Below are 21,006 nucleotides of genomic sequence, written 5' to 3'. Positions count from 1 at the left end.
CAGTACAGGAGAGGGGAGGGGGCCTTCGGCTTTGTGGGCCTGATGAGCAGGCTCGCGTGACCGTCGAGGCGGTGCGCCAGTACCAGATGGAGACAACCGATGATCCAGTCCGTAAAGGTCAAGAACCTCTCGCTGTCGAAGGACAATGTCCGCAAATCCGGTCGTGAGGCCGGTATCGACGCTCTCGCCGCCAGCATCGCAACGCAAGGCTTGTTGCAGAACCTCATCGTTACCCCGCTCAAGAAGGCGGGCCATTTCACCGTCAAGGCGGGCGGGCGCCGGCTGCGCGCACTCCAGAGCCTGATCGAACAGGGCACGCTGCCCGCCGACCATGTCGTGCCGGTCCTCGTCCTTACCGACGATGACAACTCGGTCGAGGCGAGCCTCACCGAGAACTTCCAGCGCGTTCCGATGAACCCGGCGGATGAAAGCACCGCGTTCAACTTCCTCATCCAGAAGGGGATGACCGCCGAGGACGTTGCCAAGCGCCAGGGCGTTACCACCCGCTTCGTCGAGCAGCGGGTGCGGCTTGCCGAGCTCGCGCCGTGCGTGTTCCAGGCTCTCGCCGCCGGCGAAATCACGCTGGGTGTCGCCCAGGCCTATGCCGTGACGAGCGACATCGATCGTCAGGCGCGCGTCTTCGCGCAGATGAGCACCTCCTATTACGGCGATCAGCCCGACAACATCCGGCGCGCGATCCTCAACGGCACGATCAAGGCGAACGATGCCAAGGCGCGGTTCATCGGTCGCGATGCCTATGTCGCGGCAGGCGGCCGCATCGAGGGGGATCTCTTTGCAGCCGAGGGGGACGAGAACTGGATCGACGTCGATCTTCTCGAAGATCTTGCCGGCAAAAAGCTGGAGGCGGCCGCTGCCGAACTCGCACAGGCCGAGGGCCTCGCGTTCGTGACGCCGATCGCGGCCACGCACGTACCCTATGATCTCGAGCGTCAACTTCATGAGTTTCACGCACCCGCGCGGCCGCTCAGCGAGGAGGAGCGCGCGCGTGTCGAAGCGCTCTCGGCCGAAAATGACCAACTCGTCGAGCAGCTTGAGCGTGAACTGACCGACGGGACGCCGGAAGCCGAGGTCGCGAACGATCGCCTCGACGAGATCGAACGGGAGCTTGAGAGCATCGAGGATTCCCGTCGCGAGATCGATCCGGCGGTCCGGGCGCAGATCGGGACGTTCGTCTATATCGGTGGCGATGGCGAAGCCCGCGTTCACACCCGCATGTTCAGTGAGAAGCCCGTTGTCGATCCGAATGCTCCGCCCAAGGCGACGGGCGGTGCCAATGGTGAAGACGGCGCCGGCGACATCGATCATGGACCCAAGCTCAGCGCTACGCTGATCGACGAGCTGGCGACCCAGCGCCGGCAGATCCTCGTCGCCCATATCGCCAGCGATCCGGCGATGGCGCTGGACCTCACCATCTTCCTGATGGCGCAGAATGTCGTCTTCGAGCAGAATTACGTCCGCAATCACTCGACGCTCAAGTCCGGCGGCGCGCAATTCCCGATCTTCGGCTTCCGCGACGAAGGGTCGATGGCGTCGCAGACCATCGAGGATCAGCGCCAGCGTCTCGATACGAGTTGGGCCGGTTACAAGACCATGACCGAGCGTTTCGAAGCCTTTCGTGCGCTCGACGACGAGGCCCGCGGCAGTTGGGTGGCCTTCTCGATCGCACGCACGCTGGAACCGAGCCTGAACATCGCCGAGGGCGGACGGTCCAACGGGTTCCATGACCATCTTGGTCGCGCGCTCGACATTCAGGTCGAGCATTGGTGGCGCCCCACGGCCGAGAACTTCTTCGGCCGCGTCAAAAAGGAGGTCATGCTCGCCGCGCTCGAGGACATTGGCGGGCCGATCCTGCGCGGGCGCTACAAGGACGCCAAGAAGGGCGACCTTGCCGCAACCTGCGCTTCGCTCTGCAACGGGCAGGGGATCGTCGAGGCCGAAATCCGTGAAAAGGCGACGGCCTGGCTGCCTGATGCGATGCGCTTCGACGCCGTCGAGCAGCCCGAGACCATCGCGCTGCGCTCGACGTTCATCGACGAGGCCGATGATGTCGATCCCGGCGATGATGGTGATGATGTCGATGATGAGTCGGATCTGGAGGACGCGCCGCACGACGATCAGGAGGATTTGAGCGAGGCGGCCTGACGCCCGTTTGCACGGTTCGAGGCGACTGGGGGCGGCACTCTTCGCGGAGTGTCGCCCCTCCTTTTGTGCCCCGGCGGCAGGCTCTCTGAGGGGAGGGTGCTGGTCCGGGATCGCCTCTACGAGATCAGGAGAATGACCGTGGTAAAGACCACCGATAAACCGTCGCCTGCCGACACTATCACCAACGCGATCATCAACAAACTCGAAGCGGGCGTACGCCCTTGGGTGAAACCATGGCGGCCGGGCCTTGGCGGCCGTCCTCTTCGCGCGACCGGCGACCCGTATAAGGGCATCAATTGCTTCTGGCTGTGGCTCTGCGCCGAAGGCGCCGGCTACCATTCTCGCACCTGGATGACCTATAAGCAGGCGCAGGCGCTGGGCGGCCAGGTCCGCGAAGGCGAGCGGTCGCAAATCGCCATTTTCTACAAATCCTACAGCAAGACGGTGGAGTCGCCCGTCACCGGCGACCCCACGGACGAAATGCGACGCGTGCTGCGATCCTACGCCGTCTTCAATGCCGATCAGATCGAAGGGCTGCCGGAGAAATTTTATCCAAGCCCCCTCAGCGTGGTCGCCCCCGACGACGAACTGCCGGATCGCGCAGAGCGCTTCCTCGATGCCCTTCCGGCGAGGGTTTTCCAGTGCGGCGATCGGGCCTTCTATGACCGTGTTGCCGACAGCATCACGATGCCGCCCGTCGCGTTGTTTTCCACCCGTGCCTATTTCGCGTCGACGTTAGCGCATGAGGCAGGGCATTGGACCGGTCATCCTGACCGGCTCAACCGAGAGTTCGGCAGGAAATTCGGCGACAACGCTTATGCTTTCGAAGAGCTTTGCGCCTTATCTGGACAGTCTGCGCCGCTCGCAACTTTGCAGTAAGGTCGGCGATGGACGCCCACGGTAGGCAGTAATCAGGCTGGCCGTAGCGCTGACCCAAGAGCTGGCGGAGGCCAGCCTGATTGCTGCCAGGCCATAGTGCGCAACGGTGTGAAGGTCAGCTTCCGGGTGGGGGGTCCGGGGGGAGGGCTTCGCGCCGGTGTCGATCATTACTGTTTGCGAGCGCCGCGAGGCCAGGGGCCTCGATGCGCATGTGCCGCTGATCCTGCGCGGCGACGCGCTCTATGATCCCGATCTGGATCGCTTCTTTCTCGACCTGCCGTTGTCGGGCGTCCGCTCGCGCCATTCGCTGCGCGCCTATGCCTATGATGTCGTAGTCTGGCTTCGCTTTCTCGATGCCTGCGGCAAGACCGTGTGGGCTGCGACCCGCGACGATGTCGACGCCTATCATCGTGAGCGACGCCGCGACGAGGCCGATCACCGGATAACGGCCGCAAGCTGGAACCGTGCCGTCGCCAGTCTCGATCGCCTTTACCGATGGGGTGAGCAGCACGGGCTGATCACTGACGCGCCGTTCAGCCGCCGCGCCGTGTGGCGACCGGCGCATGGTGGCCGTCGCGGCATGATCGCGGCGCGCAATGACGCTTATGAACGTGTTGCCAGGCGATCGGATGTGCGGTTCGTCACGATGGACGACTACCGCATTTTCCGCGAGGTCGGCCTGCGCGGCCTTACCCCTGACGGCACCGAGCGCCCCGGCGCGCGCGACCGGAACGGGCTGCGCAACGCGCTGTTCGCCGATCTTCTCGTCACCACCGGCCTGCGCCTCGAAGAGGCGTCGGGTCTACTCGCCGCCGAGCTCGCGGCGATCGACCGCGAGGACAGCGATGCACAACAACTTTGGCTGCCTCTCCCGCCACCGCTGACCAAGGGCGACCGGGGACGCAGCGTCCTGCTCCCGCGTCGGCTGCTTCGTCAGATTGCCGCCTACGTCGCCGTCGAGCGCGCCGCGGGCGTCGCCAAGTTCGCCGCGCGAGACGGCGCGACCAAGCTCGAACGACCGATCCCTGTCACCCGCGCCGGTCTCGACCGCATGCGCGATATCTGCACCCCGGAGGAACGATGCCGCCTGATCCTCTGCGACGAGGATGGACCGCCCCGCGAGCCGGCGGCGCTGTGGCTGACCGAGGTCGGGCAGCCTGTTCGGCCCAACTCGTGGGAGGTGATCTTCACCCGTGCTGGCAACCGGTGCGCGGAGAACGGCTTCCCGCTGTCGATCAACCCGCACCAGCTTCGCCACACGTTCGCAGTCCATATGCTTGCCTTGCTGATCCAGCAGCGACTGCGCGAAGCGGCATTGCCGGCGGGGCCGATGGAGAGCTACCGGCTGATCCTCGGGGACCCGCTGCAACAGGTGCAACGCCTGCTCGGCCACGCGAGCCTCACCACCACCTATATCTACCTCGACCATATTGCGACCCGCGCCGATACGGTGGATGCGGCGGTCGAGGAGCTGCTTGCGCTGCTGCCGGGACCGCAGGGCGCATGAGCGGTCGTCCCCGCAAGGGCCGGCCCGTCGCCTTCGTGCCGATCACGCCGGAGCCCGTGCAGCCTGATCCCGTGCTCGGCCTCAAGTTCACCATCGAGGCGCGGCATGGCGGGACGGTCCTGATCGATATGGCCGCACTCGATCCTCGTCCGCTCGCCATCGCCTTTGCTGGCGCATTGCGACGGTCGGCCGCGCTCGGAGGACCGATCGGTGCGGCGAGCGTCATCAAGCAGTATGTAAATGCCTACCGCCTGTTCTTCGCCTGGCTTGGCGACGAAGCGCTGAACGTGGCTGGCGTCGGCGACCTGCGCGCAGCCCATATCGATGGGTTCGCCTCCGCGCTCGACCGCCGCGGGATGGGCGCGATCCACCGGCACATAACGGTCGGCAAGATCGTCAACACATTGCGCGCGATCGAGGCAGACCGGCCCGATCGGATCGCGCCTGACCTGCATGAGCGGCTGCGCTACACACTGGCCACGTCGGCGGGCCGCTCGACCCCGCGCGATGCTTATAGCCCCTTCGTTGCCCGCGCGTTGCGCGACGCCGCGAGGACCGACGTCGAAGCGATGTTCCGCCGTCTCGGTGCCGACGACCGCACCGATGAGGGCGACCCGGTCATCGCCAGCGTGCGCGCCGAGGTCGAAGCGATCATCGCGCGGCAGGGCTTTATCGTCGCAGACCAGCCCGCGCTGAAGAGCCTCTATTTCATGCGCATGCGACGCGGATTGCCGATCAGCACGCTCATCGACGATCTGCATGGCCGCCATCACCTGCTTGCGCGCGATCTGCCGGCGCTGCTCGTGCTGCTCACGCTCGATACCGGGCTCGAGCCCGAGTGCCTGAAGGCGCTGACCGTGGATTGTCTCACCAACCCCCATGCCGGCACGGTGGAACTGCGCTATCTCAAGCGCCGCGCCCGCGGCGCCGAGCACAAGAGCATGCGCGTCCGCGACGGCGGTGGTGGCACGCCTGGCGGCCTCATCCGTCGCCTGATCGACGTCACCGCGCCAGCCCGCGAGCATCTGACCGATGATCGTCTTTGGGTTTATCACAACGTTGGCGGCCTGCGGGCGGGTATCGCTCATCCGAAGGAGCGGATCGCTGCCTGGATAGCACAGCATGCTATTGTCGATGACGACGGCAAGCCGCTCCACCTGCTGCTCTCCCGGCTCCGCAAGACCCACAAGGCGCTGTGGTACACGAAGACTGAGGGGCACATGGCCCGCTTCGCAGTCGGTCATTCGCGCGAGGTTGCGGGGCGCCACTATGCCGATCTGCCGTCGCTTCGGTCCCTGCACGAGAAGACCCTCGCTGACGCCTTTCGCGAAGCGGTCGCCACCGCGACGCCGACCGTGCTGCCGCCCACCGCCGAGAAGGCGTTGCGCCAATCGCCCGATCAGGCCGCGCCGCTGATGCCGCCCGATACCGTCGGTCCGTTGCTCGACGGCGAACAGGATGTCTGGCTCGCCGCCTGCGCGGGCTTCCATAGCAGTCCCTTCGCCGATGCCGGATCACCCTGCGCGCAGCCCTTCTGGGGTTGCCTCGATTGTCCCAACGCCGTCATCACCGCGCGCAAGCTCCCCGCGATCCTCGCTTTCCTCGCATTCGTCGAAGAGCAGAGGCTGAGCCTGCCCGCGAACGATTGGGCGGCCAAGTTCGGCCGCGTCCATGCCCGCATCACCGCCCAGGTCCTGCCGGCATTCTCCGATGCCGTCATCGCCGATGCGCGCCGGCAGATGGAAGGCGAACGGCTTTATCTGCCGCCGGAGGCACGCACATGACCATGCCAGCCCATGTCCAGGCGCCCGCCTTCGACGATCGCGCCGTGCTGGCGAGCGCGCCGCTCAAGGCCGGTCACGCCCGCGAAGATCTGTCGCGCGTCGGCGACGCGAGCTGGGATCTCGGTCCCGCCGTATTCCGCGAGAACGCCCGGCGCTGCCACGTCACCGTGCATTTCGACGTGCTCGAACATGCCGATGTCCAGGCGGCGATGCGCGCCTATCTCTACGCCCGCCTCAACGCCGATCTCCCCGGCTATCGGACGAAGTTACCGCCCGCCTGCATCCGCCAGGCATTCAACCGTGCCCGCCGGTTCTTCGCCTTCGCCCGTGAGCGGCTCGGACGGCTCGACGTTTCCCGTATCGATCAGCCATTGGTCGATGCCTATGCCCGTCATCTCCGTGACGATCCTGCCCGACGACCCGTCATCGTCGGTCACCTCCTCGAAGTGGTCTCCGATCTCTATTACTATCGTGACCACCTCGCTGACGGAGGCCTTGTATTCGAGCCCTGGGCCGGACAGGCGCCCGCCCGCGTTGCGGGCTACCGCCATGTCCGGGAGAACCGCACCCCACGGTTCCCGGAAGAGGTCATCGCCGCGCTGCTCGCCTGGTCGTTGCGCTACGTCACCGTCTTCGCTGACGATATTCTCGCCGCCCGCCGCGAGCTTGATCGGCTCGAAGCGCGCCGGGATCGCCTTGTCACCGCCGACGCCGGCCTCTCGGACCCTGATCGCCGGCAACGTCGCCGCACCCGCCTGAAGGCCTATTTCGATCGCCGACGCCGCGAGGGGCGCGGCGCACCGATCTGGGCCACCGCTCATAACGGCAAGCTGCGCGTCGACCCCAACACCGGCAGCGTGACCCCACCGATCAACGCCCATCTCTTACATCTCCATGTCGGGATCGACGTGCAGGCGGAACCGCACGCACATCTCATGCTGACCGGCGGCGAAGCGAGGCTGATCGATGCAGTGGCGGCCGAGCTGGGGGTGGAGGTCGGCGGCATGGACACGCCGATCTCGATCGATCCCGATAGCGGTCGGCCATGGCGCGAGCGCTTCGACGCGAAGACTCTCGCACACGAGGAACGGATGCTCCAGGCCGCCGCTTATATCGTGTGCGCCTATCTGACCGGCATGCGCGACTGCGAGGTGCAGGCGATGCGGCGCGGGTGTGTCTCTATCGCGCGCAGCGAGGACGGCCTGATCGAACGGCATCGCATCCGATCGACCATCTACAAGCGCCGGGCGGCGGTGGGCGAAGTGGCGAGCTGGGTGACGATCGAGCCGGTCGCCGATGCGATCACGGTGCTCGAACGCCTGTCGGCAGGACCGGCGCGCGCCAGCGGCAGCGATACGCTCTGGCCGGTACTGCGCGCGAGCGCCGTCTCCAAGACGCATCTGTCGAGCGAGGTGGTCCGCCAGCTCAACGCCTTCCGCGACCACCTCAACACCGCCTTCGGCAACCCCGATATGCCGGTCATCCCGCGCGGTCCCGACGGCAAGCCGTGGCGCATCACGACACGGCAGTTCCGGCGCACGATCGCGTGGCACATCGCCAACCGCCCGTTCGGCACCATCGCCGGCATGATCCAGTACAAGCACGCCTCGGTCGCCGCTTTCGAGGGCTATGCCGGGACCAGCGCATCGGGGTTTCGCGCCGAGGTCGAAGCGCAGCGCCGGCTCGGTCAGATTGACGATCTGCTGGACTATTTCGACCGCCGTCAGGGCGGCGCATCGCTCGGCGGCCCAGCGGGACCGCGCATCGCGCGGACGCTCGACGATGCCGCCGTCAGACAAGGGCCTTTGCCCGCCATGATCGCCGATCGCGCCCGCCTGCGCGTCATGCTCGCCAGCGTCGCGCGCACCTTCCATGTCGGCCCGCTCGCGGATTGCTTCTTTGATCCCGCGACCGCGCTCTGCCTCAAGCGCGTGACGACCCCTGATCCCGCGCAGCCGCTCACCGCCCTGTGCGAGCCGACCCGCTGTCCCAACGCCTGCATCACCGCCCGCCACAGGCCGGCCTGGGAACGCGCGGCGGCCGATGCCAGGGCGCATCTACGCGAACGGCGCATCTCCGATCTTCAGCGTCAGGCTCTCCAGCGCGAGCTTGATCGCCTGACCGCGGTGATTGCCGGGATCGATCCTCCCACGCCGTAGACCACCCCGGCTGTTGGCGGAGTCCTGCGCCGGTCGGCGCGCCCGCGCAACGGCTTCGCCGTCCTTCGCTTCGCTGCGGCCCTGACGGGTGCGCGAGCCCCCCTGTGCCCGGCGCGAACGGGCCTCCGCCGCCGGGGATGGTCCCCGGCGCGAGAACGGAGAACAGATCATGTCAGCCTCACCACGTGTCGACGTCTATGCTCGCGTCACGCAAGCGATCGTCGACGCCATCGAAGCCGGCACCGGCACCTGGCGCATGCCATGGCATCATTCTGGCGCCGACGTCACCCGCCCGACGAACGTCGCCAGCGGCAAGCCCTATCGCGGCATAAATACGGTCTCGCTCTGGGCAGCCGCCTATGGCAGCGGCTATGCGAGCGGCGTCTGGGGCACCTATCGCCAGTGGCAGACGCTCGGCGCGCAGGTCCGCAAGGGCGAGCAGGCCAGCCTCGGCGTCCTCTGGAAGGAGTTTCGCGCGAAGGATGACGACGCCGGCGACGATGACGACCACCGCCGGCTTTTCGCCAAGGCGTTCAGCCTGTTCAACGCCGATCAGGTCGATGGCTATGCGCCCGAACCGGGGCCGGACCTGCCCGAGAGCGAACGCCTCGCCGCCGCCGAAGCCTTCATCGCCGCCCTCGGCATCGATACCGTCTACGGCTCGGCCAGCGCCTATTATCACATCGCCGAAGACCGCATCCACATGCCGGATTTCAGCGCCTTCCACGATGCCCACGGCTTCTACGCCACCCATATTCACGAGGCGGCTCATGCCAGTGGCGCAGCTCACCGGCTCGACCGGGATTTCAGCGCCAAGTGGACCAGGCACGCGCTCGCCATGGAGGAAGCGACCGCCGAACTGACCGCATCGTTCCTGCTCGCCGATCTTGGGATCGCGCACGAACCGCGACCCGATCACGCGGCCTATATCGCCTCCTGGCTGCAACTGCTCAAGGACGAGCCCCGCGCGATCTTCACCGCGGCGAGCAAGGCGCAGGCAGCGGCCGACTGGATGCACGCCCGTCAGCCATGATCCAGCAGCGACCAAAGCCGAGCGGCCGATCCCTCGCGGGCTCGGCCGCTTCGTCGCGCACGGCGATGCGCGGGCTTCGCCCGCTCACCAGCGGACGCCGCTGGCGCGGCGGCGCTGATTTCTGGGCCTCCCTCGATGCGGGTCTGGTCGGCGCTCCCTGCTAGGCCCGCCACGGCGCGCCGCAAGCCCGGCTTCGCCGCGCTGCTCCATTGCATTTCGCCCCTCCGGGTGCGGCCCCCCGCTTGCGCGGGCCTCTCCGGTCGTTCTCGCCGCCCACCCCCGCCTCGGGGGAGCCATGGGGTTTTTAGGCAGTGCAGGAGGCACCGATGGTTTTCACCTTTCAACCGCCATTTTTCGCTGGACTGTCAGGATATATCGCCGAGATGACATCCGCCCTGCTCGGCGCGGATCTTGGCCTCCCGACCGCCCATATCGACGATCATGCAGCGTATATCGGCTCGTGGCTCGCGGTGCTGCGCAAGGATTCCCGCGCCATCATGACGGCTGCAGCAAAAGCCGAAGCGGCCGCCGCTTTCCTGCTCCGCGCAACGGGCCTCGCCACATCGGACGACGCCCAGGATCCGATCCGTGAAGCAGCATGATCGCGGCGATCGGCCGCCCAGACCCCGGCGGCTACCGCCGGTTCGCCGTACCGTTCAGCCGCGGCAAGGACAGGGGAGGGGAGGACGCCTTCGGCCTTTTGAGCGCGCCAGAGCGCTCAGAAGGAGGCTCCCATGCTCTACGATACGCTCTACCGCCACAATCAGGCCCTTTCCCTCGCCGGTCTGGACCATCTGCCGGCGGCGCTCCACGCCCTCAACGCCGCCGTCGACGATTGTCAGCGTGCCGGCAAGCCTGTCGCCGGCGACGCGGCAATCCTTCTTCTCATCCGCCATCTGGCGGACATTGCCGAACGCGACACGCCCAGCGTCAACGCCCTTCGCCTCCGTTGCGAAGCGGATCGCCTGGCGGTTGCCGCCGCGCCGGCGCTGCTCGACATCGCCGGGAAGAGCGTCGGCGGAAACTACCACGCCAAACGTACCTTCCACTATCAGGCGCGCCGCGCGCTTGCACGTCTCGCGACGGCGATCGGTCTCGATGCGGACGACGTCCGTATCAACACCGTCATGGGTGCCGATCACGAAGACGGCACGACGGAGCTGCGCCACGCGGATCTCGCCGTTCGCGTGGTTCCACGGGGCTTCCTCCCCGACAGCGAAGTGTCGATCAGCCGCTGTCGCGATGGGCAGGCGGTTGGCAGGCCTTACTGCGCGCCGATTGCCGAGTTGCTCGACGTGGCCGCGTTCCGCCGCCGGCTTGCCGGCACGCCCGACGAGATCGGCGCTGTGTGCCTCGCCGCTGCGGCCTGAACCCCGTAATGCAGGAGACCTTTCATGGGTTGGCTCTTCATGCGCGATAAGGATGGCTACGCCACGCCGCGCTCCTATCTCGACAACCAGTTCACCTATGCGCACGCGGATCATCGTCTCACGGTTCTCGCGTCTTCGATGGTCGGTTCGACCTATTATGCCGCGTGCGAACGGATCGAGGCGTCCGGCGCTCGGGCCGTCTTCGCCGTCGTGTGCCTGACCAGGCAAAGCACCGGCGCGCGCGATGGCTGCACGTTCGGCTACAAAGATAGTGCGCCGTTGCGGCGCTGAAATGGAGTATCAGTGATGATGAGGTAAGTTGAGAATGCCTCTGCTCGCCGGACTAACCTCGGACCTCACAAGGTCTGAAATCCCGAAAGGGACGGGGAACAATAGCATGTTCGGAAAAGGCCGGATGCGTCTCAGTCGCAAATCGAGACGATGACGGTCAGGGCAAGGTGCGTATGGTGAAGGCTATACTGCTTAAATCCCAGTCTGCAGCAATCTATATAGCGATACTGGCGAAAGCGACTGTCACGCCAGGTCCGGATGTTGACAGCGGTCTCATGTCTTGGCCGCCTGTTTCTCAGCCCATCCGGTGCGCCTCTCGTCGAGGGGTTTAGTGGACGAACGGGACACCTAACCGCGCCGCATCTCCATTCAGCGTAACTACGGGATGCCCTAAACAGGCGGCTTCTGCCGGCCTGCATGGGTACGGAGCCGCCATATTACTCAAACGCCCGGGGTAATGCCCGGGACATCGACCTCTTCGGAGGCGGCGGTGCAACCGTATAAGGTCTTGAGCGATCAGGCCGAAAGCGGGGAAGACCGGGGGAAGGGCGGCAGCTGTGATTCTTCAACCACCGATCATGGGGTGTGCTGATGCTGCCAGAAACTGTGAAAGGCCGGTTGGAGGCCATTCCGACGCTCGTTGCGTCGGGCAAACGGGTGAATGGGCTCTATCGTCTGATGGGGTCTCGCCTCCTTTGGGAGGACGGCCTCCAAAAGATCGCATCCAACAAGGGTGCGATGACGCCGGGTATCGACGGCGAGACTTTCGTGGACTTTGGACCGGAAGACCTCGACCCGATTATCGCCAGCGTGATGGCAGGGACCTACGATCCCAAACCAGTGCGTCGGGTGTTTATCCCGAAAGGCAAGGGCAAACGGCGTCCGCTGGGGATTCCCACGCGTGATGACCGCCTCGTTCAGGAAGTGGCGCGGCAACTGCTCGAACGGATCTATGAGCCGGTGTTCTCGAACGCCTCCCATGGATTCCGGCCGGGCCGGTCGTGTCATACGGCGCTTGAACATGTCAAAGCCGTATGGACGGGGGTGAAATGGCTCGTAGATGTGGATGTCGCAGGGTTCTTCGAGAACATCGACCATGACATTCTCCTGCGGCTGCTGCGGAAACGGATCGATGACGAGAAATTCATCGGCCTGATCGGCAGCATGCTTAAGGCGGGCGTTATGGAAGACCGGGTTCACACCCGGACCTACAGCGGCACTCCGCAGGGCGGTATCGTCTCTCCAATCCTGGCCAACATCTATCTCCATGAACTCGATATGTTCATGGCGGAACGGATGGCGGCTTTCGAGAGGGGGAAGGTCCGTGCCACGAACCCGGAATATGGGCGACTGGCTGGGCGCATCCAGAAACAACGGAAGCGCGTCACTATGCTGCGGGCTAAAGAGAACGTCGACGAGGTGAAGGTTGCGGCCGCCTTGGCCAAAATCCAAACCTTACTGCCGCAAAAGCGGTCCATCCCGTCGGGAGATGCGATGGACCCCGGTTATCGCCGACTTCGTTACTGTCGCTACGCGGACGACTTCATGATTGGGGTTATCGGTAGCAAGGAGGATGCACGAAGCGTGTTCGCCGAAGTCAGGGCATTCCTGACAGAAGCATTGGCGCTAACGGTGTCCGAGGAGAAAAGCGGTATCCGCAAGGCGAGCGATGGGGCCGCCTTCCTTGGATATGAAGTCCGCACATATACGACACGTCAGCGGGTGGTTCGGAGCCGAAAGGGCTCCGTCAGCTTCCTCCGCAGGCCGCCGTCGGAAGTGATGCAGCTGCATGTCCCTTGGGAGAAGGTCCACGCGTTTGCCTCGGCGAAGGGCTATGGTGATCTGTCGGTCTTGAAGCCGCGTCATCGTAGCCTGCTGCTCAGCTGCAGCGACGTTGAGATTGTCCTTGCTTACAACGCCGAATTGCGGGGTTTTGCGAACTATTACGCTCTCGCCAAGGATGTGAGCTTCAAGCTGAACAGGCTTGAGTTCCTCCAGCGGTGGAGCTTGTTCAAGACCTTGGCCAGCAAGCACAAGACCAATGTGCGAGCGGTCGTGGCCCGCATGAGGACGGGGCAGGTGAGGATCAGCGTGCAATAGGCACCCCCTTCGTGGGGTGATCGGCGTGCAAAAAGGACCCCTTCATCCCGGGGATTTAGTCGGCCGACTGGTTTTGATCAGTTGGCGAGAACGGGATGTTGATCGTGGAGACAGTGGTTCGGATTCGGCGTGAGCATGCAGCGGGTAAGGCGATCAAGGCGATCGCTCGTGACCTTCGTTTGTCGCGGAAGGTCGTCCGCAAAGCGATCCGGTCGCCGGAGGCGGCGTTCAACTATCAGCGCAAAGTCCAGCCGCTGCCGCGGATCGGTCCTTATCAGGATCGTCTCGATGCGCTGCTTGAGGAGAACGAAGGTCGCGGCCGCCGCGATCGGCTACGGATGACGCGTATCCATGACCTGCTGGTGCGCGAGGGGTTCGATGGATCCTATGATGCGGTGCGCCGCTATGCGGCGCGCTGGCGTGCTGCGCGGCGGAAGGATGCTGGCGAAGGCGCACCGGCGTTCATCCCGATGACCTTCCAGCCGGGTGAGGCCTACCAGTTCGACTGGAGCCACGAGGATGTGGAGATCGCCGGCAAGCCGATGCGGGTGAAGGTGGCGCATATGCGTCTCTGCGACTCGCGCGCACCCTATGTCCGGGCCTATCCGCGCGAGGGCCAGGAGATGCTGTTCGATGCCCATGCCCGGGCGTTCGCGTTCTTCGGCGGTGTGCCGCGACGCGGTATCTACGATAATATGAAGACGGCGGTGACGGCCGTGTTCACCGGCAAGGAGCGTGTGTTCAACCGCCGCTTCCTGATCATGACCGATCATTACATGGTCGAGCCGACCGCCTGCTCGCCGGCGGCGGGATGGGAGAAGGGCCAGGTCGAGCAGCAGGTCCAGACAATCCGAGGCCGCTTCTTCCAGCCGCGGCTCCGGTTCGCCAGCCTGGCCGAGCTCAACGGGTGGCTGGAGGCCGAGTGCCGGCGCTGGGCCGAGCATCATGCCCATCCCGAACGCGGGGATATTACCGTCGCCGAGGCGCTGGATATGGAGCGACCGGCCCTGCAGCCGATCCTGGCACCGTTCGACGGCTTCCATGAGAGCGAGCATGCCGTCACCGGCACCTGCCTCATCAGCTTCGATCGCAACCGCTACTCGGTCATGTCGACGGCCGCACGCCGGACCGTTCAGGTGCGCTCCTATGCCGATCGCATCGTCATACGCTGCGGCGATGCGATCGTCGGGGAGCATGAGCGCCACTTCGGTCGGAACCGCACGATATACGATCCCTGGCATTATCTGCCGGTCCTCGCGCACAAGCCCGGCGCGCTGCGTAACGGCGCACCGTTCCAGGACTGGGATCTGCCGCCCGCCCTGCACCGATTACGGCGAAGGCTCGGCACCGGGGACGAGGCCGATCGCAGGTTCGTGCGGGTCCTCTCGGCGGTGCTCACCGATGGCCTGGAGCCGGTAGAGGCTGCCGTGCGCGAAGCGTTGGCGAACGGAACGGCCAGCGACGAGCTGATCCTCAACATCCTCTCCCGGCGCCGCGAGCCGGCGACACCCCACAGCATCGTCACTTCGGAAGACCGGATGCTGCAGCATCCTCCGCTCGCCGACTGTGCCCGCTATGATCTGCTGCGAGGCTATGATGCAGCGGCATGATATGATCGACACGATGCGCGGCCTCGGACTCAAGGGCATGGCGGCGGCGTTCGACGAGGCGGTCACCACCGGCCTCCAGCGCAAGCGCACCACCATGGAGATACTGACCGACCTGCTCCGTGCTGAGGCGACCCACCGGGATGCAGCCTCCATCCGCTATCGGATGACGGCTGCGAGGCTGCCCGTGGTGAAGGACCTGGAGCGGTTCAGCTTCGAGGGCACACCGATCAATGAGGAGATGATCCGCTCCCTTCACGATGGCTCCTTCCTCCCGCCTCGCCGCAATATCGTGCTGGTCGGCGGCACGGGGACAGGCAAGACCCACCTCGCCATCGCGATCACCGCCAATGTCGTGCGAAGGGGCGCTCGCGCCCGCTACTTCAACACCGTCGATCTGGTGACACGCCTCGAAGAGGAGACCCGGATCGGCAAAGGCGGGACCCTGGCGGCGCAGCTGTCGCGGCTCGACCTGATCGTTCTCGACGAGCTCGGTTATCTGCCGTTCGCCCGCTCGGGAGGGCAGTTGCTGTTCCACCTCATCAGCAAGCTTTATGAGCGGACCAGCGTCATCATCACCACGAACCTCGCCTTCGGCGAATGGCCGACCGTGTTCGGCGATCCCAAGATGACCACGGCGCTGCTCGACCGCGTCACCCACCACTGCGATATCGTCGAGACGGGCAACGACAGCTGGCGCTTCAAAAACCGCAGCTGACAGCCACCTTCGGCGCCTTCAAAAATCTATCTTGCGCTGCGCGCGCCTCCGGTCGGGCTACGCCCGCCCTCCGCCGCACGCAGCGCAAGGCCATCTTCAACAAACCAGCATCATATTATCTGAAAAGGGGGTCCCTCTTCGACGCCGATCGGGGGTCCCTTTTGAACGCCGTTTGACAGGGGCAGGAATTTACCATCGGCTACGACGTCGATGGCCAGCCCCGATCGGTCAAAGTCTGGAAACTGGCTCATCTGAAACGTGATCCGGCCACCTCGTCCAGGATTGATATCCAGCCTTGGACGCAGGTGTTCACACACTCACGTACGGACTGGGTTGAACGTCAAAATGCCAAGCAATGCGAGGCTTGCGGTCGATCCGATATTCCGTGTCAGGTGCACCATATCCGGGGGATGGCCGATGTTTCGCACCGCGGCTTTGTCGTGAGAATGAAGGCGGCCCGCGCGCGCAGGACGGTAGTCCTGTGCGAGCAGTGCCACCGGGACACTCATGCTGGCCGATTGCCCGATCAGCGCGAAGGAATGGTAGGTCACAGTGGAGAGCCGCATGCAGTGAAAGCTGCACGTGCGGTTCGGCGGGGGGATCAGGGCTGACTCCATGAGCAGCACCAATCCTACCCGACTGACGGAAGCGATGGGACCGTGCGAAAGCGACTGCCCCGCTGCAATTCTCGATGAATTGACCGAAACCGACAGCACCTACGCCTCCGAATGGCGCGCACGCTGTCGTGCCAACCTGGTTCGCCGCAAGCTCGAACGCGCGAAGCCGGCCCCGAAGCCGGGACAGACCATCGTCTTCGACGAGCCCATTCGTTTCAATGACGGCGAAGATCGCGACCGCTTCACGGTCATTGCCAATCCGAAGGGCAAGGCACCGCTCTTTCGCGATCCCACAACCGGCACTGTGTGCCGGATCACAAAGCTCAAGACGCGCGCATACCGGCTTATCAACCCGACCATCGTCCCGAAGGACGCGACCGATGGTTGAGCGCGCGCCAGTGATCGCGGCCTGGGGCGCGGGCGTCGATTCCACCGCCATGATCATCGAGCTCGTCGAACGAGGCGAGCCGATCGATATGGTGTTGTTCGCCGATACCGGATCCGAGAAGACCGATACCTATGCGTTCATTCCGGTCTTTCGTCATTGGATGGACCGTCACGATGTTGCGTCCGAGATAGTCCGCTACGAACCGCGAAACTTCAAGCATTGGCCGCCCTATGATAGCTTGGGCACCAACATGCTGACCAACGCCACCCTGCCGTCCAAGGCATTTGGGCGGGGGTCGTGCTCGCTCAAATGGAAGGTGGCGCCGCAGGACAAATGGACGGCCCAATGGGCGCCCGCGATACGGTGCTGGGGAGAAGGCGGACGTGTCGTCAAACTGATCGGCTATGACTGTTCCGGTGCCGATCAGCGACGCTACGCGCATGCCGAGGGATATGCTGACCCTCGCTATGACTATCGGTATCCCCTTCGCGAACTGGGCTGGACCCGGGCGGATTGCGTTGCACGTATTGAGCGTGCGGGCCTCCCTGTACCGCCTAAATCCTCATGTTTTTTCTGTCCCGCCATGCGGCCACACGAGGTGGATGCGCTCTCCAAGGATGAACTTCGCACCATCGTTCTGATGGAGGCCCGCGCAAAACCGCGCTTGCGCACGATCGAGGGCCTCTGGCGCAAGCCCGTTGTCGGGCGCGGCGGGGCGATACCGAGACCGGGCAATATCACCGCCTATGTCCGTGCGCTCGGCCTTCTGCCACCGAGCGAGGTTGATCGGATCGTTGCGGATGCACCGCTCGCGCTGGTCGCTTTCCAGGCGGCGCAAGCGCGCAAACCCGTCGAGCAGCGCATGTCGATGGCGCGTTGGCTCGACGCATTCCACCGGGGTCAGTCCGCAGGCTGACCCCCTCCCTAGCTATGGAGACTCTCATGGCCGATCGCGCTTCTGTCGCGATCCGCATCGGCGGATCGCTGTCCCCTGACCTCCTTCCCGGCTTCTGCGCTGCCGTCGCGAGCGACGGCGCCTATACGGACTGGGAGGGCACCGCGTTCGATCCGGACGCTCTCGATACGAGCGTTCCCCTGTACCTGGCCGACCATGAGGTTGCCTGGGGCCGGTTCGAGGCGATCGAGACTTTCTGTGTCGATCATGCCCTTGTCTTCGCGCGCTGGGCTGGCGGCGCTCCTGGGGCGTTTGGCCCGGAGCGGGTGGTCTTTGACGGCATGACCGTTCGCAGTTTCAGCGCGTCGGACGATGACCAGATCCTGATCTCGGCGGAAACGGTGCGCGGTCTCGGCAGCTTCGCGGCGGTGCTGTCGCATCTCGCAGCGGCGGAATTGGAGATACCCCCATTCCGGATCGACGGCAGGGTCTGAGGGCAAAGCGAAACCGGTCTGTGTCGACACCTTCCCCGCCAGAGGATGCCGCATATGGGCGCCCGCGAGGCGCTGGCAACCCGCGAACGGCGGGCCGAGTTGCCGTGTGCCACGGCTGCCCGCACCACCCCTTGTTCGCGAGTTCCCCTCGGCTGTGCCTCGGTGCCAGCCCCTCTTTTGCGAGCGCCCGGAGGATGCGCATCCGGCGGAGAGGCCGCCGGCACAGACAGAAAGGCTCGCTATCATGTCCACATCGCTTGCAGCCGCACTCGCGGCACTGGAGCTAGGGCACCTCGAACCCCGCGCTGAAGACCTGAGTGGCATGGCGCCGCCACCAACCGAGGCGCTGGAGCAGACCGCCACCGCAATCTGGAGCGATCTCTTCACGACGATGGGAAACACCGCGCTGGAGCGCGACATCGAAGACCTGGGCTGGGGCCTGGTGAACCTCTTCCACCGCGCCGCCGCCAAGAAACACGGACTGGTCGATCGATTGACCGACGACATCCGCCTTCTCCTCGCCGAACAGGACGGCTCCGAAATCAGCACGGCCAATCTGGAGGAGAAGATCGATCTTGCCAAGAAGGTCGAGGAATCCGCTGGTGCCTTCGAGATCATGCGCGATGTCGCCGCCGCGCACTATATCCGCGAGACCGGGAGATCGTGGGTGCCATCGTCCGGCAACCGCATTTCGCTCGGCGTCACCGCCGGGATCGTCGATGGCCATGCCTTCCTGCGAGCGCGCCGCGAGCGGGCTCTGAACGCAAACACCGCGCAGGGTACGCCCGTTGTGTTCGCCGGTGGCCGCCTCACCTTCGCCAACGACGAAGATATGAAGACGTTCGCCGATAATCTGCTGGCCACCCTCAACAAGGTTCGCGCCCATGTCGGCGACATGTATCTCGTACACGGCGGCGATATGAAGGGTATCGAGCGGCTTGCAGCGTCTTGGGCCGAGCAGAATGGCATCCAGCAGGTGCGGTTCGGTCTCGATCGCAAACTCGGAGACCGCGCCGGCTTCCGTCGCAACGAGCAGATGCTCTCGCTCAAGCCGCGGTTCGTTATCGCCTTCCAGGGCAACGGCGTGACGGAGCGGCTTGTCATCGAAGCCAAGGCTCGGGGACTCCGTGTCGTTGATCGTCGCGGCCCGTTGGGAAGCCCTCCTTCCGCTGCCCGTCGCGCTGCGGGCTGAAGCCGCGGGCCGCCGGTTTTCCGGCGGCCCCCTTTTCGCTGCGCTTAACGTCCTCCCCTGGAAATTCCCGCAGGCGAGAGGAGGGGAGGGCGCCGAGGCCCTTTTTGGTGTCGCTGAATAGCACTGGAACCCGTCGGCCGTGTTGGCGGCCGGGACGCGGCTCAGAGTCCACCAGCCATCCGCGTTGCCGACGCTGCACCGACGGTCGCTTTACCACGAACTAGAGAGAGATGATGATGCGCGATTTGCATGATGAGGAACTGCGCGCTCTGCTAGCCTTCCGGCAGCGTCACGGGCGCTGCTGGAAGGCCGCGCTGCTGCTACGCTGGTCGGCCGGCACCGACACCGATGAACCGGGTTCGGCGTATCTGCGCCATTTGCGCAATATTGCCGGGCCGCGCTGGTTGATCGGGCTATCGGCCTCCATGCTCGATGACGCTGCGCGGCGTTTTGCCGGGACCGTCGATCTAGCGCTTGTCGGCATTTTCATGGAGAATGCTGTGGGATTTGCGCGCGGTGCGGCGGGTGGGGTGGAGATCGCGCCCGCGAGTGCCGCACATTCGCTGGCGATCGCGATCGAACTCGGCCTCAAAGCCTTTTTGATGAAGGCCGGCTATGCCGACGACTGGAACCGCGTCCATATTCGGCATGACCTCGAAAAGGCCCTGGCGCTTGCGATGGAGGCGGGCCTGTCCGGCCTGCCTCCGGAATTGCCGGAACTTGCCGCGATCCTTTCGCCGGCCTATCGCCGCCACCAGATCGACGCCTTGTTCCGGGCTGGAGCGTCACCCTTCGATGTGGCCGACGTCTCTCACTGCATCGACCGTCTCCTTGCCGTGATCAGGGCGCAGATCGTGTGACGGCGCACCACCGCATCATCCTTTGCCGCATCATCCTTTGCGCGGTTCGAAAAGGCGCTAGCCATCCCATGAAGCCGGGGATGGGCGGGCCTGCGGCGTACCGTGCGTCAGACGGCCATTATGTCTGTTGCCATGAGAGTTGCCGTCGTTTCGCTGCGGACGACCGTCTTAGGTGCGAAAAAGCGCTGACGACCGGTTGTGGGGTCTCTGCCTGGCGGGGACATGCCGCGGCGATAGGGGAAGGTTTCTGCATCGGTTCCTGGGTTCATAGAACCAAAGCCACCATCTCTTCTTTTTGACCTGATCCCTAAGTCGGTCGTTCGGTCCTTCCAACCCGCTCCCCTTCGGGCCGAGTTGCCGTGTGCCACGGCTGCCCGCACCACCCCTTGTGTCGGGGTTTCCCTGCGCGGCTGACGCGCTTCGGTGGAAGCACCGCCCATGCCCGCCTTTTTCGGGGGTCAGTCGAAGGGACGGTCCCTTCGGCACCCAAAAAAGGAACCTCGACATGCAAAACCTCGTCATCCTCGCCGGCAATGTCGGCGCCACGCCGGAAGCCCGCACCACCCAGGGCGGCACCAAGATCACCCACTTCAGCCTCGCGACCTCGCGGCCCAAGCGCGACAGCAACGGCAAGATCGTCAAGGACGACAATGGCCGGCGGATCGAAGATACCGAATGGCACCGGATCACCTGCTTCAACGGCGTCGGCAAGACGGTCGAACAATATGTCGACAAGGGGATGAAGGTGATGGTGCGCGGTCGCATCCACTACACCCGCTGGACCGACAACGAGAATATCGAGCGGTATGGCGTCGAGATCATCGCCGACGAGGTGACCTTCCTCACCCGCGCCAAGTCCGCCAGTGGCGACCAGGGCGGCAATGACAGCTCGGTCGATGACGACGAAATTCCGTTCTGAAACCCGCGAAGGCCCGGTGGCCACAACCAC

General features: G+C 64.9%; 20 protein-coding genes. 19 read left to right on the top strand and 1 reads right to left on the bottom strand.

The window, feature by feature from the left end:
• The first annotated feature begins 99 nt into the window (after positions 1–99).
• The 6 genes from VVT58_RS23695 (at position 100) to VVT58_RS23670 (ending at position 9,525) form a co-directional block, all read left to right on the top strand.
• Entirely contained in the window at positions 100–2,163 is a 2,064-nt protein-coding gene (locus VVT58_RS23695) for a ParB/RepB/Spo0J family partition protein (RefSeq protein WP_021243471.1), read from the top strand.
• A gap of 96 nt (positions 2,164–2,259) precedes the next feature.
• Positions 2,260–3,042, top strand: a complete 783-nt coding sequence (locus tag VVT58_RS23690; RefSeq protein WP_327754432.1) for an ArdC-like ssDNA-binding domain-containing protein — start codon at positions 2,260–2,262, stop codon at positions 3,040–3,042.
• 157 nt (positions 3,043–3,199) lie between these two features.
• On the top strand, positions 3,200–4,549 hold the full coding sequence (locus VVT58_RS23685; protein ID WP_020818725.1) for a site-specific integrase: 1,350 nt from the start codon (positions 3,200–3,202) through the stop codon (positions 4,547–4,549).
• Positions 4,546–6,333, top strand: coding sequence for a hypothetical protein (locus VVT58_RS23680; protein WP_020818726.1), 1,788 nt, complete (start codon positions 4,546–4,548; stop codon positions 6,331–6,333). Before VVT58_RS23685 ends, VVT58_RS23680 begins: the two co-directional genes overlap by 4 nt.
• Entirely contained in the window at positions 6,330–8,492 is a 2,163-nt protein-coding gene (locus tag VVT58_RS23675) for an integrase (protein ID WP_327754312.1), read from the top strand. The genes VVT58_RS23680 and VVT58_RS23675 overlap by 4 nt, the downstream gene beginning before the upstream one ends.
• Before the next feature lie 169 nt (positions 8,493–8,661).
• Positions 8,662–9,525, top strand: coding sequence for an ArdC family protein (locus VVT58_RS23670; RefSeq protein ID WP_020818728.1), 864 nt, complete (start codon positions 8,662–8,664; stop codon positions 9,523–9,525).
• Here VVT58_RS23670 and VVT58_RS23665 read toward each other — a convergent pair.
• A complete protein-coding gene (locus VVT58_RS23665) occupies positions 9,516–9,740 on the bottom strand; it encodes a hypothetical protein (RefSeq protein WP_062118092.1) in 225 nt (74 codons plus the stop codon). The genes VVT58_RS23670 and VVT58_RS23665 overlap by 10 nt on opposite strands.
• Positions 9,741–9,908: 168 nt before the next feature.
• Here VVT58_RS23665 and VVT58_RS23660 point away from each other — a divergent pair, with 168 nt between their 5' ends.
• The 13 genes from VVT58_RS23660 (at position 9,909) to VVT58_RS23600 (ending at position 20,976) form a co-directional block, all read left to right on the top strand.
• Complete coding sequence (locus tag VVT58_RS23660) at positions 9,909–10,127, top strand: zincin-like metallopeptidase domain-containing protein (RefSeq protein ID WP_327754309.1); 219 nt, start codon at positions 9,909–9,911, stop codon at positions 10,125–10,127.
• Between the two features lie 132 nt (positions 10,128–10,259).
• A complete protein-coding gene (locus tag VVT58_RS23655; RefSeq protein ID WP_021243473.1) occupies positions 10,260–10,895 on the top strand; it encodes a hypothetical protein in 636 nt (211 codons plus the stop codon).
• A gap of 24 nt (positions 10,896–10,919) precedes the next feature.
• On the top strand, positions 10,920–11,186 hold the full coding sequence (locus tag VVT58_RS23650; protein WP_021243474.1) for a hypothetical protein: 267 nt from the start codon (positions 10,920–10,922) through the stop codon (positions 11,184–11,186).
• A gap of 591 nt (positions 11,187–11,777) precedes the next feature.
• Positions 11,778–13,286 carry a reverse transcriptase domain-containing protein gene (locus VVT58_RS23645; protein ID WP_327754308.1) on the top strand — a complete coding sequence of 503 codons (1,509 nt, stop codon included), beginning with the start codon at positions 11,778–11,780 and terminating at the stop codon, positions 13,284–13,286.
• 95 nt (positions 13,287–13,381) lie between these two features.
• Positions 13,382–14,896, top strand: coding sequence for an IS21 family transposase (gene istA, locus VVT58_RS23640; protein ID WP_021238707.1), 1,515 nt, complete (start codon positions 13,382–13,384; stop codon positions 14,894–14,896).
• Positions 14,883–15,611 carry an IS21-like element helper ATPase IstB gene (istB, locus tag VVT58_RS23635; RefSeq protein ID WP_031304487.1) on the top strand — a complete coding sequence of 243 codons (729 nt, stop codon included), beginning with the start codon at positions 14,883–14,885 and terminating at the stop codon, positions 15,609–15,611. The genes istA and istB overlap by 14 nt, the downstream gene beginning before the upstream one ends.
• Positions 15,612–16,021: 410 nt before the next feature.
• Positions 16,022–16,222 carry a hypothetical protein gene (locus VVT58_RS23630; protein ID WP_327754314.1) on the top strand — a complete coding sequence of 67 codons (201 nt, stop codon included), beginning with the start codon at positions 16,022–16,024 and terminating at the stop codon, positions 16,220–16,222.
• A gap of 4 nt (positions 16,223–16,226) precedes the next feature.
• Positions 16,227–16,616: a DUF6927 domain-containing protein gene (locus tag VVT58_RS23625; protein WP_021243476.1), complete on the top strand. Its 390-nt coding sequence runs from the start codon at positions 16,227–16,229 to the stop codon at positions 16,614–16,616.
• Positions 16,609–17,532, top strand: a complete 924-nt coding sequence (locus VVT58_RS23620) for a hypothetical protein (protein ID WP_021243477.1) — start codon at positions 16,609–16,611, stop codon at positions 17,530–17,532. The genes VVT58_RS23625 and VVT58_RS23620 overlap by 8 nt, the downstream gene beginning before the upstream one ends.
• 26 nt (positions 17,533–17,558) lie before the next feature.
• On the top strand, positions 17,559–18,005 hold the full coding sequence (locus tag VVT58_RS23615; RefSeq protein WP_021243478.1) for a hypothetical protein: 447 nt from the start codon (positions 17,559–17,561) through the stop codon (positions 18,003–18,005).
• Positions 18,006–18,249: 244 nt separating this feature from the next.
• Positions 18,250–19,197 carry a DUF2493 domain-containing protein gene (locus tag VVT58_RS23610; RefSeq protein WP_031290476.1) on the top strand — a complete coding sequence of 316 codons (948 nt, stop codon included), beginning with the start codon at positions 18,250–18,252 and terminating at the stop codon, positions 19,195–19,197.
• Between the two features lie 230 nt (positions 19,198–19,427).
• Positions 19,428–20,057 carry a hypothetical protein gene (locus VVT58_RS23605; RefSeq protein WP_021243480.1) on the top strand — a complete coding sequence of 210 codons (630 nt, stop codon included), beginning with the start codon at positions 19,428–19,430 and terminating at the stop codon, positions 20,055–20,057.
• A 505-nt stretch (positions 20,058–20,562) separates the two neighbouring features.
• Positions 20,563–20,976, top strand: a complete 414-nt coding sequence (locus VVT58_RS23600; protein WP_021243481.1) for a single-stranded DNA-binding protein — start codon at positions 20,563–20,565, stop codon at positions 20,974–20,976.
• The last annotated feature ends 30 nt before the right edge of the window (positions 20,977–21,006 follow it).

The sequence above is a fragment of the Sphingobium sp. SJ10-10 genome, assembly GCF_036038995.2.
In the GTDB taxonomy this organism is placed as follows: Bacteria; Pseudomonadota; Alphaproteobacteria; order Sphingomonadales; family Sphingomonadaceae; genus Sphingobium.
This window is presented reverse-complemented; position numbering and strand designations above follow the sequence as displayed.